Origin of the sequence: Devosia sp. CN2-171 (assembly GCF_049354815.1) — a bacterium.
GTDB lineage: Bacteria > Pseudomonadota > Alphaproteobacteria > Rhizobiales > Devosiaceae > Devosia_A.
The window spans coordinates 3639336-3654412 of record NZ_CP186479.1 but is presented as its reverse complement, the minus strand read 5'-3'; the positions used below and the strand labels follow the sequence as shown (position 1 = coordinate 3654412).

Annotated in this window: 12 protein-coding genes; 7 read left to right on the top strand and 5 right to left on the bottom strand. The window is 65.0% G+C overall.

The genetic code is table 11. The features are described 5' to 3' along the window. Positions 1-27: 27 nt before the first annotated feature. Both ACOYW5_RS18115 and ACOYW5_RS18110 read right to left on the bottom strand, forming a co-directional pair. On the bottom strand, positions 28-1365 hold the full coding sequence (locus tag ACOYW5_RS18115; RefSeq protein ID WP_423066289.1) for an extracellular solute-binding protein: 1338 nt from the start codon (positions 1363-1365) through the stop codon (positions 28-30). Between the two features lie 269 nt (positions 1366-1634). After that, positions 1635-2027, bottom strand: coding sequence for a hypothetical protein (locus tag ACOYW5_RS18110; RefSeq protein ID WP_423066288.1), 393 nt, complete (start codon positions 2025-2027; stop codon positions 1635-1637). 166 nt (positions 2028-2193) lie between these two features. Between ACOYW5_RS18110 and ACOYW5_RS18105 the strand changes: the two genes are divergently transcribed. Continuing rightward, entirely contained in the window at positions 2194-3585 is a 1392-nt protein-coding gene (locus tag ACOYW5_RS18105) for an L-serine ammonia-lyase (RefSeq protein ID WP_423066287.1), read from the top strand. Here ACOYW5_RS18105 and ACOYW5_RS18100 read toward each other — a convergent pair whose 3' ends face one another. Next, positions 3586-4653 (bottom strand): LacI family DNA-binding transcriptional regulator, encoded by a 1068-nt coding sequence (locus ACOYW5_RS18100; protein WP_423066286.1) that lies wholly within the window; start codon positions 4651-4653, stop codon positions 3586-3588. It abuts the gene before it with no gap. Positions 4654-4960: 307 nt separating this feature from the next. Here ACOYW5_RS18100 and ACOYW5_RS18095 point away from each other — a divergent pair, with 307 nt between their 5' ends. The 3 genes from ACOYW5_RS18095 (at position 4961) to ACOYW5_RS18085 (ending at position 8615) form a co-directional block, all read left to right on the top strand. Then, entirely contained in the window at positions 4961-5914 is a 954-nt protein-coding gene (locus tag ACOYW5_RS18095; protein WP_423066285.1) for a sugar-binding protein, read from the top strand. Between the two features lie 121 nt (positions 5915-6035). After that, a complete protein-coding gene (locus ACOYW5_RS18090; RefSeq protein WP_423066284.1) occupies positions 6036-7574 on the top strand; it encodes a sugar ABC transporter ATP-binding protein in 1539 nt (512 codons plus the stop codon). Between the two features lie 27 nt (positions 7575-7601). After that, complete coding sequence (locus ACOYW5_RS18085; RefSeq protein WP_423066283.1) at positions 7602-8615, top strand: ABC transporter permease; 1014 nt, start codon at positions 7602-7604, stop codon at positions 8613-8615. A 5-nt stretch (positions 8616-8620) separates the two neighbouring features. Here the strand turns inward: ACOYW5_RS18085 and ACOYW5_RS18080 are convergent, their stop codons facing one another. After that, complete coding sequence (locus ACOYW5_RS18080) at positions 8621-10483, bottom strand: DUF2264 domain-containing protein (protein ID WP_423066282.1); 1863 nt, start codon at positions 10481-10483, stop codon at positions 8621-8623. A gap of 115 nt (positions 10484-10598) precedes the next feature. Beyond that, entirely contained in the window at positions 10599-11609 is a 1011-nt protein-coding gene (locus ACOYW5_RS18075; protein WP_423066281.1) for a LacI family DNA-binding transcriptional regulator, read from the bottom strand. Positions 11610-11820: 211 nt separating this feature from the next. Here ACOYW5_RS18075 and ACOYW5_RS18070 point away from each other — a divergent pair, with 211 nt between their 5' ends. The 3 genes from ACOYW5_RS18070 to ACOYW5_RS18060 all read left to right on the top strand — a co-directional run bounded on the left by ACOYW5_RS18070 (position 11821) and on the right by ACOYW5_RS18060 (position 15064). After that, complete coding sequence (locus ACOYW5_RS18070) at positions 11821-13107, top strand: ABC transporter substrate-binding protein (RefSeq protein ID WP_423066280.1); 1287 nt, start codon at positions 11821-11823, stop codon at positions 13105-13107. Positions 13108-13379: 272 nt separating this feature from the next. After that, positions 13380-14216 carry a carbohydrate ABC transporter permease gene (locus ACOYW5_RS18065; protein ID WP_423066279.1) on the top strand — a complete coding sequence of 279 codons (837 nt, stop codon included), beginning with the start codon at positions 13380-13382 and terminating at the stop codon, positions 14214-14216. Next, positions 14213-15064, top strand: a complete 852-nt coding sequence (locus tag ACOYW5_RS18060; protein ID WP_423066278.1) for a carbohydrate ABC transporter permease — start codon at positions 14213-14215, stop codon at positions 15062-15064. The genes ACOYW5_RS18065 and ACOYW5_RS18060 overlap by 4 nt, the downstream gene beginning before the upstream one ends. The last annotated feature ends 13 nt before the right edge of the window (positions 15065-15077 follow it).

The following is a 15077-nucleotide window of genomic DNA, read 5'->3' as shown; positions in this document are numbered from 1 at the left end:
GGGCCGCCCGTGCGGATCATGCGGAAATCAGAGCAGGCTCTTGCCGGCGTAGGTGGCCTCGAAGCGGCGCAGGATTTCGTTGCCCTTGGCATCGAACTCTTCGAGGGCCTGCTGGACCGGCACGTTGTTGAACAACACCGACTGCATGATCTTGACCATTTCGGCACGGATCGAAGCGTAGCTGCCGAGGCGGATGCCGCGGGTGTTCTCGCCGGCCGGCATTGTCAGCGAGGTGATCGCCAGTTCGCGGCCCTTGTAGGGAGCGGCATCGTAGAAGCCGGCGGCCTTCATCGACTCAAAGCCCGAGTTGGTGACGGGGATGTAGCCGGTGACCGTCGACCACCACTGGGTCTGCTCGGGCGTGGCGAGGAAGTTGAAGAACGCGGCGGCGCCCTTGTATTCTTCGGCCGACTTGCCCTTCAGCGTCCACAGCGAAGCGCCGCCGACGAAGGAGTTGTGACGCTCGAAGCCATCGAGCATCGGCAGCATGGCATTTGTCCAGTGCACGCCTTCCTTGGCCTGCTTGGAGAAGGTGCCGTGGTCGGCCACCGACGACGAGGTGATCTGGCACTTGCCGTTGACGAAGGCGTCGTTGGCGGTCTCGCCGGCGTCCTTGGACTTATGGACGAAGAGACCTTCGTCATACATCTTCTTGATCCAGGTCAGCTGGTCGACGAACTTGCCCTTCGACACGACCATCTCGGCATTGAGGCCGCCAAAGCCGTTGCCGAGCGTGGCGATCGGCTGGTTGTGGATGGCTTCGAACTGCTCGAACCACTGCCAGGCACCGGCCGGGTCGAACGCGACCGGGCAATCGTAGCCGGCGGCCTTCATCTTGCGGGCAACGTCTTCAACCTGGCTCCAGGTCTCGGGAATGCCTTCGAAGCCGACCTTCGCCAGCGCGTCGGTGTTGTAGTAGATCTGCGCGGTCGAGGAGTTGAACGGCATCGACAGCAGCTCGCCCGTCGAGGTCGAGTAGTACGAGCCGACACCGGCGAAATAGTTGGCCCAGTCGATCTGGTAGCCATTCTCTTCCATCAGCTGGCGCACCGGAACGTAGGCGTCCGACAGCATCAGGTCGAGCGTGCCGGCGTCGAAGATCTGGGTTACGGTCGGCTGCTTGTTGGCGCGGAACGCGGCGATCGTGTTCTGCAGGTTGTTGTCGTAGTTGTCCTGCGACACGCAGACGATCTCGTAGTCGCTCTGCGACTCGTTGAAGGTCTTGCACATGTCCTGGATGCGCTCGGAAAGATCGCCCGAGAGGCCATACCAGAATTCGAACTTGGTGGCGGCGACGGCCGGGGAGCCTGCGACGGTGAGGGCAGTCGCGGCGAGAGCCGCGCTGAGCAGCCAGTTGGTTTTCATCTCAAAGGTCTCCGAGGAAAGGGAATTGCCGGTCGATTACTCGAGCGGCGGCACACCTAGTCGGTCACCTTGACGATTGGATTTCAGCGCGATGAAGCTCCCGTGACGGGGGGATGAAGGATATGTGTCAGCACCCCCGCCGCGCCCGAAAGCCGTGGGAAACAAATGGCTTGGCCGGCCGCAGGCGCAGCCTCGGCCGGTAGATCAGCTGTGCAAAACTTCACCGGCTGGGTATTCGCCCGCGATTAGCCCCGGCGATGCCGTCGCGATCAGTACGGGCAGCGGCGCGGCAGGCCGTTGACGATGATGGTGTCGCTGATCATGTCGTAACTCGCGAACCGGGCCAGGCAGGCCTCCTGCCGCTCGGTCCACGAACCGCGATGACTGGCGAGATCGCCGGCGAGGCTGATGTTCACCGGAAAGCTGCGCGAGCGGCGCGGGAACGACTGGTTCAGAGCGTTGATGGCCGCTGCCGCCGGGTCGAAATTGTTCCCGTTGGCATTGTTCGGCCAGCCATAATTGTAGTCGTCGCCATACCAGAGCGGGCTGGGCAGCGTGTAGGGAGTGCCGCCGCGCACGATGATCTCGATGGGTTGCGCCGATACCGGGACAGCGGTTGCGATGGTGAGGCATACGATCGACAAGGCGAGAAGGCGCTTCATGTGATACCTCCGAGGATGACCCGGACACTGCAACGCGCGAGGGGCGCTTCGGGTGCCACGGGAGCGCGGCAAACCGTGAATGGGCGAAGCGGCGGCTGCCAATTCGACCTAGCAGACGCGATGGCCGGTTGCGGCTAGTGTCGGTGCACACGACATATGGGGTGGCATGTTCCTCTCGGTGTTTGACGTCTTCAAGATCGGCATCGGCCCATCGAGTTCGCACACGATGGGGCCGATGACGGCGGCCAACCGCTTCCTCGATGAAATCCGCTCCGGCGACTGGCCGCGACCGCGCGGCGCCACGGTCAGCGCACTCAAGGTGAGCCTGCATGGCTCGCTCGCCTTCACCGGCATCGGTCATGGCACCGGACGGGCCGTGATCCTCGGCCTCTGCGGGCTGGCCCCCGACAGCGTCGATCCCGACAAGATGGATACGGTGATCGCGGCAGTGGAAGCCGAGGGCATGGTGCATCCCGCCGGACACCCGGCCTATCGCTTCCGCCCGGCGCAGGACCTCGTCTTCGACAAGACCAACCGCCTCCCGGGCCACACCAACGGGCTGCAGTTCTTCGCCTACGATTCCGACGGCACTCTGTTGCTCCGCCGCGTCTACTATTCGATCGGCGGCGGCTTCGTCGTCAGCGAGGCCGAACTCGACCGCGGTCCGGCCAAGGCCGAGGCGGTGGCGGTCCCCTACCCGTTCGACAACGCGGCGCAGATGCTGGAGATGGCAACCAGTTCCGGCCTCTCGATCGCGCAGATGAAGCGCGCCAACGAGGAGGCCCGGATCGGCCGCAAGGCGCTCGATGCCGGCCTCGATCGCCTCTGGGACGCCATGAGCGGCTGCATCGACCGGGGATTGCGGACCGATGGAATCATGCCCGGCGGGCTCAACGTGAAGAGGCGGGCAAGCGCCATCCACGGGCAGCTCAAAGAGCAGTGGCAGCGCAACGAGCTCGGCCCGCTCGCCGGCAATGACTGGCTCAGCGTCTTCGCCATGGCTGTGAACGAGGAGAATGCCGCCGGCAGCCGGGTCGTCACCGCCCCCACCAATGGTGCGGCGGGCGTCATCCCTGCCGTACTGAAGTACCACGAGACCTTCGATGCCGGTGCCTCCCGCACCTCGCTCCATGACATGCTGCTGACCGCCGCCGCCGTCGGCGGCATCATCAAGCACAATGCCTCGATCTCGGGCGCCGAAGTTGGCTGCCAGGGCGAAGTCGGCTCCGCATCGGCGATGGCGGCCGCTGCCCTCTGTGCCGCCATGGGCGGCACACCGGCGCAGGTGGAGAACGCCGCCGAGATCGCGCTCGAGCATCACCTCGGGATGACCTGCGACCCCGTCGCCGGGCTCGTGCAGATTCCCTGCATCGAGCGCAACGCCTTCGGCGCGGTCAAGGCGGTAACCGCCGCCTCGCTGGCGATGAAGGGCGACGGCACCCACAAGGTCTCGCTTGATGTCTGCGTCGAAACCATGCGCCAGACCGGCCGCGACATGAGCGAGCGCTACAAGGAGACGAGCCTGGGCGGACTCGCCGTCAACGTCGTGGAGTGCTGACTAGGCCTTCGGCCCGGCCACCGAGCTGCGCTCGACCAGCGTGCATTCCAGTTCCACGGGCGCGATTGCTGCCCCCTTCGGGCGTCCCTGCGACAGCTGCTCGACCGCCCATTGGCCCATCTGCCGATGCGGCAGCACCACCGTGGTGAGTTGCGGATGCAGGTGTCGCGAGATTTCCTCGTCGTCATAGCCGACGACGCTCATGTCGTCGGGGATCGACAGCCCGGCTTCTTTCAGCGCCTCGTAGCAGCCGATGGCGGTGCGATCGTTCTGGCAGAAGATCGCCGTCGGTCGCTCGGCGAGTGCGAGCAGCTTCACCGTGTTGGCGTAGCCGGCGCTGGCCGACCAGTCGCCGGTCAGTACCAGTTCTGCATCGAACGGAATGTGTGCCGCGGTCAGCGCCCGCCGATAGCCCTTGAGGCGATCCTTCGCCGCATCCATCCAGGGTTCGCCGGTGATCGTGGCGATGCGGCGATGGCCCTGTGCGATGAGGTGGCGCGTCGCCGTCTCGCCGCCGGCCATCTCGGCCGGGACGACTGATGGGAAGGCCCCCTCGGCCGTGTAGCAGTTGAGCAGCACCACCGGGATGTCGAGCTCGCTGAGATAACGCGGCGGCTCGAGCTGGCGGGTGAAGATCGCCATGTAGATGAGCCCCGTCGTGCCGCGCCCGGTCAGGGCACGCAGCGTGCGCAGCTCCATCTGCGGGTCCGACAGCGTCTGGGCCGCGACGACGACATTGCCCGAACTCCAGGAGGCCTGCCGCGCCCCCTCGATCGCCACCACCGCCTCCGGGCTCGTCGCCAGTTGGTCGACGACGAAGGAGATAACCCCCTCACCGTCGCGCACCACCTCGACCGCTCCGCCCGGCAGCACGTAGCCGAGCTCGCGGGCCGTCGTGAACACCTTTTCGCGCAGCGCCTGCGAAAGCTTGATGCCGGTCACCCGGTTGAGCGCCAGCGACACCGTCGCCTGCGAGCAGCCCACGGCCCGCGCCACGTCCGTCATGGTGACGCGGCGCTTCCCTGCCGATCGGCTCACGCGCCCACGGGAATGACTGAGTTCGTCCATCACCTCGAATTCCGGGCACCGGGGCCGGCGCCAATGACCACGTTAACACGGGGGCGGTCGGTTGCGCCCGACCCGGCTGCATCGGAAAACCAAATGACCCGACAGGCGCAAACCCCCGTGATGCAAGCGTTTTCCCACCTTTGCCGGGCGAATGCCAGAGGCTTGACTAATATTAGCTATGTGCAAGGATATCGGCTCGTACCGGATCCGGAGAGGGGATTTCCGGCAGCTTGGGAGGCTGTCTGAGGTACGTACACCACAGACTATCTATGAAAACGCCGCTCGAGGAGCGGCCAGGGAGGAACATATGAAGTCTCTTATCAGCCTGGCGGCCGTGCTGGCCGCGGGCCTCGTGCTGTCGACCGGCACCATCGCCCAGGACAAGCAGCAGCTGGCATTCGTCGTGAACGCATCCTCGGACTTCTGGAAGCTGGCCGAAGCCGGAGTGAAGAAGGCCCAGGCCGAATTGCCGAACTACGAACTCCAGTTCAAGTACCCGGCCCAGGGCACCGCGGCGCTGCAGAACGCGCTGATGGACGACCTTGTCGCCGCCGGCACCGACGCGATCATGATCTCGTCGGCCGACCCCAAGAACTCGATCGATGCCTTCAACCGCATCGCGGCCCAGGTACCGCTCTTCACCACCGACTCCGATGCCCCGGCCTCCAACCGCATTGCCTATCTTGGCTCGTCCAACACCCTGGCCGGCGTCCAGGCCGGCGAGGAAATGGTCAAGGCCATGGCCGGCAAGGAAGGCAAATGCATGGGCTTTGTCGGCTTCCTCGGCGCCGATAACGCCGTCGAACGCATCGCCGGCTTCCGGCAGGCGATCGAAGGCAAGGGCATCGAGCTGGTCGACGTCCGCGGCGATGACGTCGATTTCACCAAGGCCCGCACCAATGTCGATGACGTGCTGGTCGCCAATCCCGAGATCAACTGCATGGTCGGGTTCTATTCCTACAACCCGCCCAAGATCTACGAGGCCCTGCAGGCCGCGGGCAAGCTCGGCGCCATCACCGTCGTCGCCTTCGACGAAGATCCGGTGACGCTCGGTGCCGTCAAGGAAGGCTCCTTCGCCTCCACCGTGGTGCAGCAGCCGTTCGAGTGGGGCTACCAGGGCATGAAGCTGATGGCCGCCTATCTCGAAGGCGACAAGTCGGGCATTCCCGCCGACGGGCTGATCATCGTGCCGACCAAGGTGATCAACAAGGACAATGTCGACGAGTTCTCGGCCGACCTGAAGGCCAAGATCGCCGGCTAAGCCATTCTCCCGCGGGCGGCGTCGAGGTCCTGAACTCGCGCCGCCCGTCCCTTGTCCAGCTATGCGTCCGTCCTGCCCGGTGCTAGCGTCGCTACAGGCGGGAAGCAGTGGGGAAGTTTTGATGCCAGATGGCGATGGCGGGGAGGCCGTACGCCCTTTTCTGCGGTTGGTCGGCGTGCGCAAGACCTATCCTGGGGTCGTCGCACTTGCCGGCTTCGACATGACCGTCGCGCCCGGCGAGGTGATCGGCATTGTCGGCGAGAACGGCGCCGGCAAATCGACCCTGATGAAGATTCTCGGCGGCGTCACCAAGCCGGACTCCGGCACGGTGGAGATCGATGGTGCGCTCTATGACGGGCTGACCGTCGGCGGCTCCATGAAGGCGGGCATCGCCTTCGTCCACCAGGAACTCAACCTCTTCGACAATCTGGACGTCGCCGCCAATGTCTATATCGGGCGCGAACCGCGCCTGGGCGGCATCCTCAACCTCGTCGACGAGAAGAAGATGCGTGCCGATGTGGCGCCCTATCTCAAGCGGCTGGGCGCCAATTTTGCGCCCGAGACGCCGGTGAGCCGGCTGTCGCTGGCCCAGCAGCAGATGGTCGAGATCGCCAAGGCGCTGACGATGAACGCCCGCCTCGTCATCCTCGACGAGCCCACCTCGTCGCTGCCGCTGTCCGAGACCGAGAAGCTGCTCGAAGTCATCGCCGGCCTCAAGGCCGAAGGCATCGCGGTGATTTTCATCTCGCACCGCCTCGCCGAAGTGGAACAGTCCTGCGACCGCGTCATCGTCCTGCGCGACGGCGTCCTCGTTGGCGCGCTGACCAAAAGCGAGGTCACGCATGATCGGCTGGTCAAGCTGATGATCGGCCGCGCCCTCAAGGTTGCCTATGCCGCGCCGAGGCACGAGCCCGGCGCTTCCGTGCTCAGCGCCCGCGGTGTGCGGACCTCGAGCTATCCGACACACGACGTCGATGTCGATCTCCATTCCGGCGAAATCCTCGGCCTCGCCGGCCTGGTCGGCTCCGGCCGCACCGAGCTTGCCCGCGTGCTCTTCGGCATCGACCCGGCCCACGCCGGGACCATCCGCCTCGATGGCAAGCCGCTGGTGCTGAAGTCCGCATCCGATGCCGTGGTCAACGGGATCTTTCTCGTTCCCGAGGACCGCAAGGGCGCCGGCATCCTGCTCGACCTGTCGATCGCCGAGAACATCTCGCTGCCCAATCTCGAGGCCTATGCGGCGAACGGCCTGGTGGTCCCTTCCCGCGAGCGCGCGCAGGCCGAGGAGAGCAAGCGCGAACTGAGCATCAAGGCCCCGACCGTCTTGACCCGTACCGGCAGCCTCTCCGGCGGCAACCAGCAGAAGGTCGTGCTGGCCAAATGGCTGGCCATGCAGCCGCGCGTGCTGATCTTCGACGAGCCGACACGCGGCATCGACGTCGGCGCCAAGGCCGAGATCTATCGCCTGATGCGCGGTCTCGCCAACGAGGGCGTCGCCGTACTGATGATCTCCTCCGACATGGAGGAGGTGATCGGGGTCTCCGACCGCATCGCCGTGATGCATGAGGGCCGTATCTCCGGCCTGCTCACGCGCCCGGACTTCACCGAAGAAAACGTGCTGACGCTGGCGATCGGCAAACCGCTCCGGAAGGCAGGCTGAGGGACAAATGAACAAGAAGGACTCGACATGAATAAGAAGGACCTGGGCCTCTTGGTCCTCATCATCGTCGTTGGCCTCGGCGTCTACCTCAAGAACCCGCTGTTCCTGAGCCCCAACAACATCGCCAACACGGCCAACCTGATCGGCCTGTTCGGCCTCTTCTCCATCGCCCAGGGCTTCGTCATCATCACCGGCGGCATCGACCTCAGTGCCGGCTCGATGATCGCCCTGCTCGGCGTGCTGTTCGTCGATCTCGTCGGCAACAAGGGCGTGCCGTGGCCCATCGCCTTTGCCATCGTGATGGTCATCGGGCTGGTGCTCGGCCTCATCCACGGGTTGCTGATCACCCGGCTCAAGATGCAGCCGTTCGTCGTGACGCTCTGCGGCCTCTTGATCTATCGCGGCGTCGCCCGCGGCTACACCGCCGATGCCACCGCCGGCTTCCCCTTCGGTTCGGAATACCCCGGCCTCGATTTCTTCGTCGCACGGGTCGGCGGCGTACCGGTCTCGGTCTACCTGCTCGCGGTCGTCGCCATCATCGCCTGGTTCACGCTGCACCGCTCGGTGTTCGGCCGCTACCTCTTCGCCATCGGCAAGAACGAGGAAGCCGCCCGCTTCTCAGGCATCCGCACCGGCGTCATCGTCACCTCGGCCTACATCATCTGTGCCGGCCTTACCGCGCTCGCAGCGGTGTTCTTCGCCATGTACACCCGCTCCGTGCAGCCGAGTTCACAGGGTAATTTCTATGAGCTCTACGCTATTGCGGCCGCAGTGCTCGGCGGCTTCTCGCTGCGTGGCGGCGAGGGTTCGATCGTCGGGGTGATCCTCGGCACTATCCTGCTGCAGGAGTTGCAGAACCTCGTGAACCTCCTCGGCATCCCCTCCTCGCTCAACTTCGCCGTGATGGGCGGCGTGATCCTCATCGGCGTGCTCGTCGACCAGCAATGGGGGGCCTTCCGCGCCCGCCGGCGGATCGCCGAAGCCGCGCGCGAACGCGACCCGCGCAGCCCGCCGGCGACGACGAGTGCCGAGACGCAGTAGCAGCCCTACGAAGTGCTTTTCGGCGGATGCATGGCGCTGATCTCGATGCTCGCCCAGGCAAACAGCCCTTCGAGCTCGGCGAGATCCGGCACCGGCGGCCCCAACTTGAGCGCCGCCTCGGCCTCTTCGCCGGCCGGCAGTGCCATGACGGCGGTCATCAGCACCGTAACCCCCTCCGGAATTGGCCCCCGAAGCTGCGGCACGATCGTCCGCGCCGAGATCAGATTGGTATTGGGCAAGGCCAGGTAGTTCCGCCCCGCCCGCTCACCCCTGAGGTCCGCAATGGCGCTGACGTCGGTCGGCGCGTGGGTGATGGCGAAGCCGGTCCCCACACCGGTTGTCACGCCGTCCGTGCCGTCCGGGCGGGGAATGGCAAACCCACCCTCCGTCGCGTGCAGCTTGCGCGGCGTGGTGATCCGGTGGATGCGGATGTGCCATGGCGAGGCGGGCTTGAGCCAGGTCTCAACCTTCACGTCGCGCCACGGGTGCCACCTGGCAAAAATGGCGTCGCCGGCGATCCGTGCCGTCGCATTGTCCTCGCGCACCCGGTAGTGCCGGCGGTCGTCCGACAGCGCCAGCATGCCGTCGAACGCCCCCAGTTCGTAGGCCCCATCGTGCACTTCGACCGAGAAGGCGTAGCGCGATGAATAGACGAACTTCGAGTACTTCTCGGGGCCGGCCCGTAGCCCGGCATTCTGCTGGCCGCCGGCGAGGGCGACGACATTGCCCGGCGTATGCATCATCACCATGCCCGGATGGCGCAGCACTACAGTCCGCGCATCGTGGGCTGCCGGCAGTTCCTCGGCGGTCCAGAACGGGTGATCCGCTGGCAGCGCCAGCGGCAGGAAGGCCTTGAACGCCCAGTAGGGCGAGCCGGCCGAGTTATAGCTCTCGGACATAAAGAGGTTCGGATAGGCGTAGCCCACCGATAGCACACCGTCACGGTTGGCGATCGGTTGCTTCGACCACCAGCGCAGGTGCCTCAGGTAGTGCCCCTTGATCTCGCCCCACGGCAGGGCCTCGATTCCCGCATAGGCGAGCCCGCCCCAGAAGGCGCCGCAGGCATAGCGGTAGGTCAGGCTCCGCCCGAACGGCAGCACCCCACCCTCGTCGTCGAACCAGTGCTGGAAGTCGCCCGCGAACTGCCGGGCCCGCTCGGCCAGGCGCTCGGCCCGCGCATCGTCGCCTTTCTGCAGCTGCGAGTAGAGCAGGCTATAAAATTGCATGGCGAAGGGGATGTAGTGGTCGACCTGGCGGACATTGCCGTCGCGATACCAGCCGTCGCCGATATAGAATCTCTCGAGGTCATCGAGGTAGTCGGTCGTCAGCTGCCGGTCGAATTCGATGCCGCACTGCTCGAGGCCGAGGTCGAGGAGGACGCGGAAGAACTTCCAGTTGTTGTCGATATAGCTCTGCTGGCGCGCCTGTAGAAGGTGTTGCGCGACATTGGCCTTGGCCCGGGCATCGAGCGGCTCCCACAGATGCTGTGGCACCATGCGCAAGGCGAGACCGATGGCCGCCATCTCGACCAGTTGCTGGTGGATTCCCTTGATCGCGCCCCAATATTCCGGATGCTCGGGGTCTGTGCCATTGGCCAGCCCGCGCCGGTAAAGCTCCCAGTGCGGAAACTCGCCGCCGCCGGCGACGAATGGGACAATCCCCCAGAGCGGCCGGGCGAAACCCTCGAGATCGGCCGTGGCGCGATCGAACGTCGCGGCTGTCGCGTCGAGACGCACCCGCGCCCCGCCCGGCGAGAAATAGGGGAGCAGCGGCGCGAACGAGTCCTCGAACGCCCTGCGCACATCGTCGCGGGTCTTGAGCGGGTTGCCCCACATCGGATTGAACCGGACCGGATCGAAAGCCGACATCCCACCTCCAGTGTCGCGGCGAACCCGTCTCGGCGCGCCCGGCCCTCTGGTAGAAAGAAATGCCCCCTCGCTCAAGCGGAGCTTTCGCCGCGCCACGACAAATGCAAGGCGCGCGTTAGGCGGATGGCCGTCCTGTACTGGCGCGGGCGATGAGGCGTGGCTCGAACAATTCGACGCCTCCGCTAGGCTCCGCCTTGCTGCGAATCTGCCCGAGCAGGGTGTCGATCGCCCGTTGCGCCATGGCTTCGACCGGGGCGGCAACCACGGTCGGCGGCGGGCTCATGATGTTGGCGAAGTCGAAATCGTCGATGCCGATCACCGAAACATCGTCGGGCACGGCGATGTCCAGCTCGCGCAGGGCGTTGAGCGTGCCGAGCATCATCATGTTGGAGAGAGCGAAGATGGCGGTCGGCGGGTTCCCATTGCGCATCAGCCGCAGTACCGCGTCATGCGCCACGCCCTGGTCGAACCGGCCCTCGATCAGCAGCCGTTCCTCGACCGGGATGCCGTGCGCCTCATGCGCGGCGAGGTAGCCCCGCAGGCGGTCCTCGCCGGTGATGATATTGGCCCGGCCGCGCGTTACGGCGATGCGGCTATGCCCGAGCCCGATCAGGTGCTCGGTGGCGAGCCGCCCGGCGGTGATATTGTCGAGCTTCACCACATCATAAGGCAGGCCCTCGACGAAGCTGTCGAGCAGCACGGTGGGCACGTGGATCTGTTCGCCGAGGCGCCGGCCGTGCTCGATATCGGAGCGCGTAGGGATGATGATCAGCCCCGCGACGCGCTGCAGCCGCATCATCTCAAGGATCTGCCGCTCGCGATCGTAGTCCTCGCTGGTCGAATAAACGGCGGCCATGTAGCCGGCCTCGAGGCAGGCCGATTCCACCACCTTGGCTACCTTGGCGAAATGCGGGTTGGTGATATCGGGGAGGATGAGGCCGATGAGCTGGGATTGGCCCATCCTGAGGCTGCGCGCCGCCATGTGCGGCACGTAGCCGATCTCGCGCACCGCCGCTTCGACCTTGGCGATGACATCCTCGCTGACCGGCGCCGAGCGGTTGATTGCCGCCGATGCCGTGGACACCGCCACCCCTGCCCGCCGGGCCACATCCTTGATGGTGGCCAATTAGCCAACTCCTCCGACAGCGCCACTCCGACAAAACAGTCTTGCCAAGCGCATCGCGAAATGCACTATACGAAACGTTTCGTGTTAGCAAATCCGGTCATTCGCGGCGGAGGGAGATCCACCCCGCACCACTTTACCGCACCGAGCACGAAACGTTTCGACCACAGAGGCGAAACCGCAACGCGCCAACGGCGCACAAGGGGAGGACTACATGACCAAGCTTTCACGGCGCAGCCTGCTGCTGTCGTCCGCGGCTCTCGCCGCCGGGGCCGGCCTCGGTATCGGCCGCAGCTTCGCGCAATCCGATGTCGCGGCGGCGCTGAAGCTGCAGACCTTCGGCGGCGACGCCGAACTCGCCGGCATCCAGAGTGCCATCGCGCGCTTCAACAAGGCCTATCCGAACGTCACGGTCGAAGTGTCGATCGACCCGATCTCGACCGGCTGGGGCGACTACGTCACCAAGGTGCTCGGCCAGTTCACCTCTGGCTCGGCGGCCGACGTCTACGGCACCGCCATCGAGACCTTCCAGGCCTTCTCCGCGCGCGACCTGTGGCTGCCGCTCAATGATTTCGTCGCCGCCAACACGGGCTTCTCGGACTTCGCACCCAGCCTGTTCGAACAGGGCTCGTACAAGGGGAACATCAACTACATCCCCATCGGCTGGAACAACATCATGATCAACTACAACCGCGACCTGTTCGACAAGGCAGGCGTGGCCTACCCGGCCCGCGGTTGGACCTGGGACCAGTTCCGCGAGACCGCCAAGGCGCTGACGGTCAAGGATGGCTCCGGCACCGTCACCCAGTTCGGCTATGAAGTGCCGAACCAGAACTTCTTCATCCAGCCCTGGTTTTTCTCGAACGGCACCGGCATCCTCAATGCCGACTGGTCCGCCTCCAACATGCTCGACCCCAAGGTCGCCGACACGCTGCAGTTCCTTTACGACCTGATCCATGTCGATGGCGTCTCCCCCATCCCGGGAGCCGAGACCATGGACAACCAGTTCATGGCCGGCCAGGTGGCGATGATCAATCGCGGCCAGTGGATCGTCCAGAACGCCAAGAAGAACAGCGTCAACATGGACATCGCCATTCCTCCGCAAAAGGAGAAGGAAGCGACCGTCATCGGCTTCGGCGCCTACGCGATCAACAAGACGGCGGCCAATGTCGACCTCGCCAAGGCCCTCGTCCTCGAACTCACCAGCGAAGAGACGCAGCGCGAACAGGGCGAGCGCGGCGGCGGTGTGCCGGGCCGCAAGTCGGCGGCGTCGACCGAAGCCTTCCTCGCATTCCCGCCTAGCGCCTTCCTCTACTACGAGACGCTGCCCTTCACCGTTCCGGTGCCCTCGCCTGCCAATTTCCAGGAAGTCGAGAAGATCTTCATCCGCCACTACACCGCGATGATGTCGGGCCAGGAAACCATCGCCGACGGCACCAAAGCCGCCGACGCCGAACTCAACGAGTCCTTCGCGCGGCTGAAGCAGCAGATGGGCGGCTGAGTTCCTCCCGCGGGAGGGGGATAGTTTGCCGATGCAGACGGCCCCCTCCCATCCTCCCCATAAGGGGGAGGTGCCCCGCCGGCGTAGCTGGCACTGTCGAAGACCGAGCCTCGCCTCTTCACCTCCCCCTTTATGGGGAGGCCGGGAGGGGGTCGTCTCTATCAGTCGGATCAATGCGGACGAGCACCGTGTCCACAGCAAGCATCACAGCACCACGAAAGCGCCAACCCTCAGATCTCCGTCGTGCGCAAGCCCGGACCGGCTATCTCTTCGTGCTGCCGACCTCGCTGCTCTATCTCACCTTCGTCCTCGCCCCGGTGATCCTCACCGTCATCCTGAGCTTTGCCTTCTACGATCCGATGCTCGGTTCGCGCTGGGTCGGGCTCGAGAACTTCCAGCGCTTCTTCACCGATCGGCGCTCGCTGGAGATCCTCTGGAACACGCTGCGCTTCACCTTCTTCGCGGTGACCTTCAACGTCTCGATCGGGCTGATCCTCGCCATTGCGCTGAACCGCGCCATGCCCGGCTGGCTGCTCTATTTCTTCCGGCTCGCCTTCTTCCTGCCGGTGATCATCGCGGCGGCCTTCGTCTCGATCGTCTGGAGCTACTTCTTCGGCGACGACCTCGGCGTCATCAACTACTTCCTACGCCTTGTGGGCATCCCCGGCGTACGCTGGCTCACCGATGCGAGCACGGCCATGACCTCGATCGTCATCATGGACGTGTGGAAGAACACCGGCTTCTTCATGATCATCTTCATCGCCGCCCTCCAGGGCGTGCCGAAGAACATCATCGAAGCCGCCGTGATGGACGGGACGCCGGCGTGGCGGCAGTTCTTCCGCATCACCCTGCCCTACATCTCGCCGGTCGTGTTCTTCTGCATCGTCTACGCCTCGATCGGGGCGCTGCAGGTCTATGAGTCGATCGTCATCCTGACCCAGGGCGGGCCCGGCGACGCCACGCGCTCGCTCTCGATCCTTATCGTCGAGCAAGGCTTCGGCAGCTTCCAGATCGGCTACGCCGCGGCGATCTCGGTGGTGATGACGGTGATCATCCTCATCATCACCGCCATCCAGCAACTCCTGTCGCGCAAGTGGGTGCAGCGATGAACAACGCCCTCCAGACCCAGGCCGCGAAGCGCTGGCTCGACTACACCATCATCGCCGTCATCGCCGTGCTCGCCATCGGCATGCTGCTGCCGTTCCTGTGGCTGTTCTCGGTGTCGTTCAAGCCGGTCTCAGAAGCCTACAAGCTGCCGCCGACCTTCTGGCCGACCAGCCTCGACCTCTCCAACTACGCTGCCGTACTCGCCTCGCGCGTTCCGTTCGTCCAGATTTACGGCAACTCGCTGCTGATCGCCGTGGTGGTGACCATCGGCCAGCTCGTCACCTGCACACTCGCCGCCTTTGCCTTCGCGCGGCTCGAGTTCCGCGGTCGCGATACGCTGTTCTTCATCCTCCTCGTCGGGCTGATGTTCCCGGCGCAGGTGACGATCCTGCCGATCTATCTTGGCTATGCGCGGGTCGGGCTCATCAACCAGCCGATCGGCCTCGCGCTCATGTACCTGACCTCGAGCTTTGGCGTGTTCCTGATGCGCCAGTTCATGCTCAGCCAGCCCAAGGCGTTGGAGGAAGCGGCCCTGATGGACGGTGCCGGCTACCTCAAGATCTTCTGGCGCATCTCGCTACCGCAGCTGCGCCCCGCCCTCTCGGCACTCGGCATCATCACCTTCACCCAGACCTGGAACTACTATTTCCAGGCGCGCGTGCTGCTCGGGCGTGAAACCTCGATGACCCTGCCGGTCGCCATGGACGTGCTGCGCGGCTACCTCGGCTCGGGCAGCCTCTCGCTCGTGATGGCGGCCATGAGCATGTCCATCCTGCCCGTCGTGCTCCTCTTCCTCATTGCCCAGAAGTTCGTGATCGAAGGCATCACGATGAGCGGCATCAAGAACTGACAGGGACTGCTTT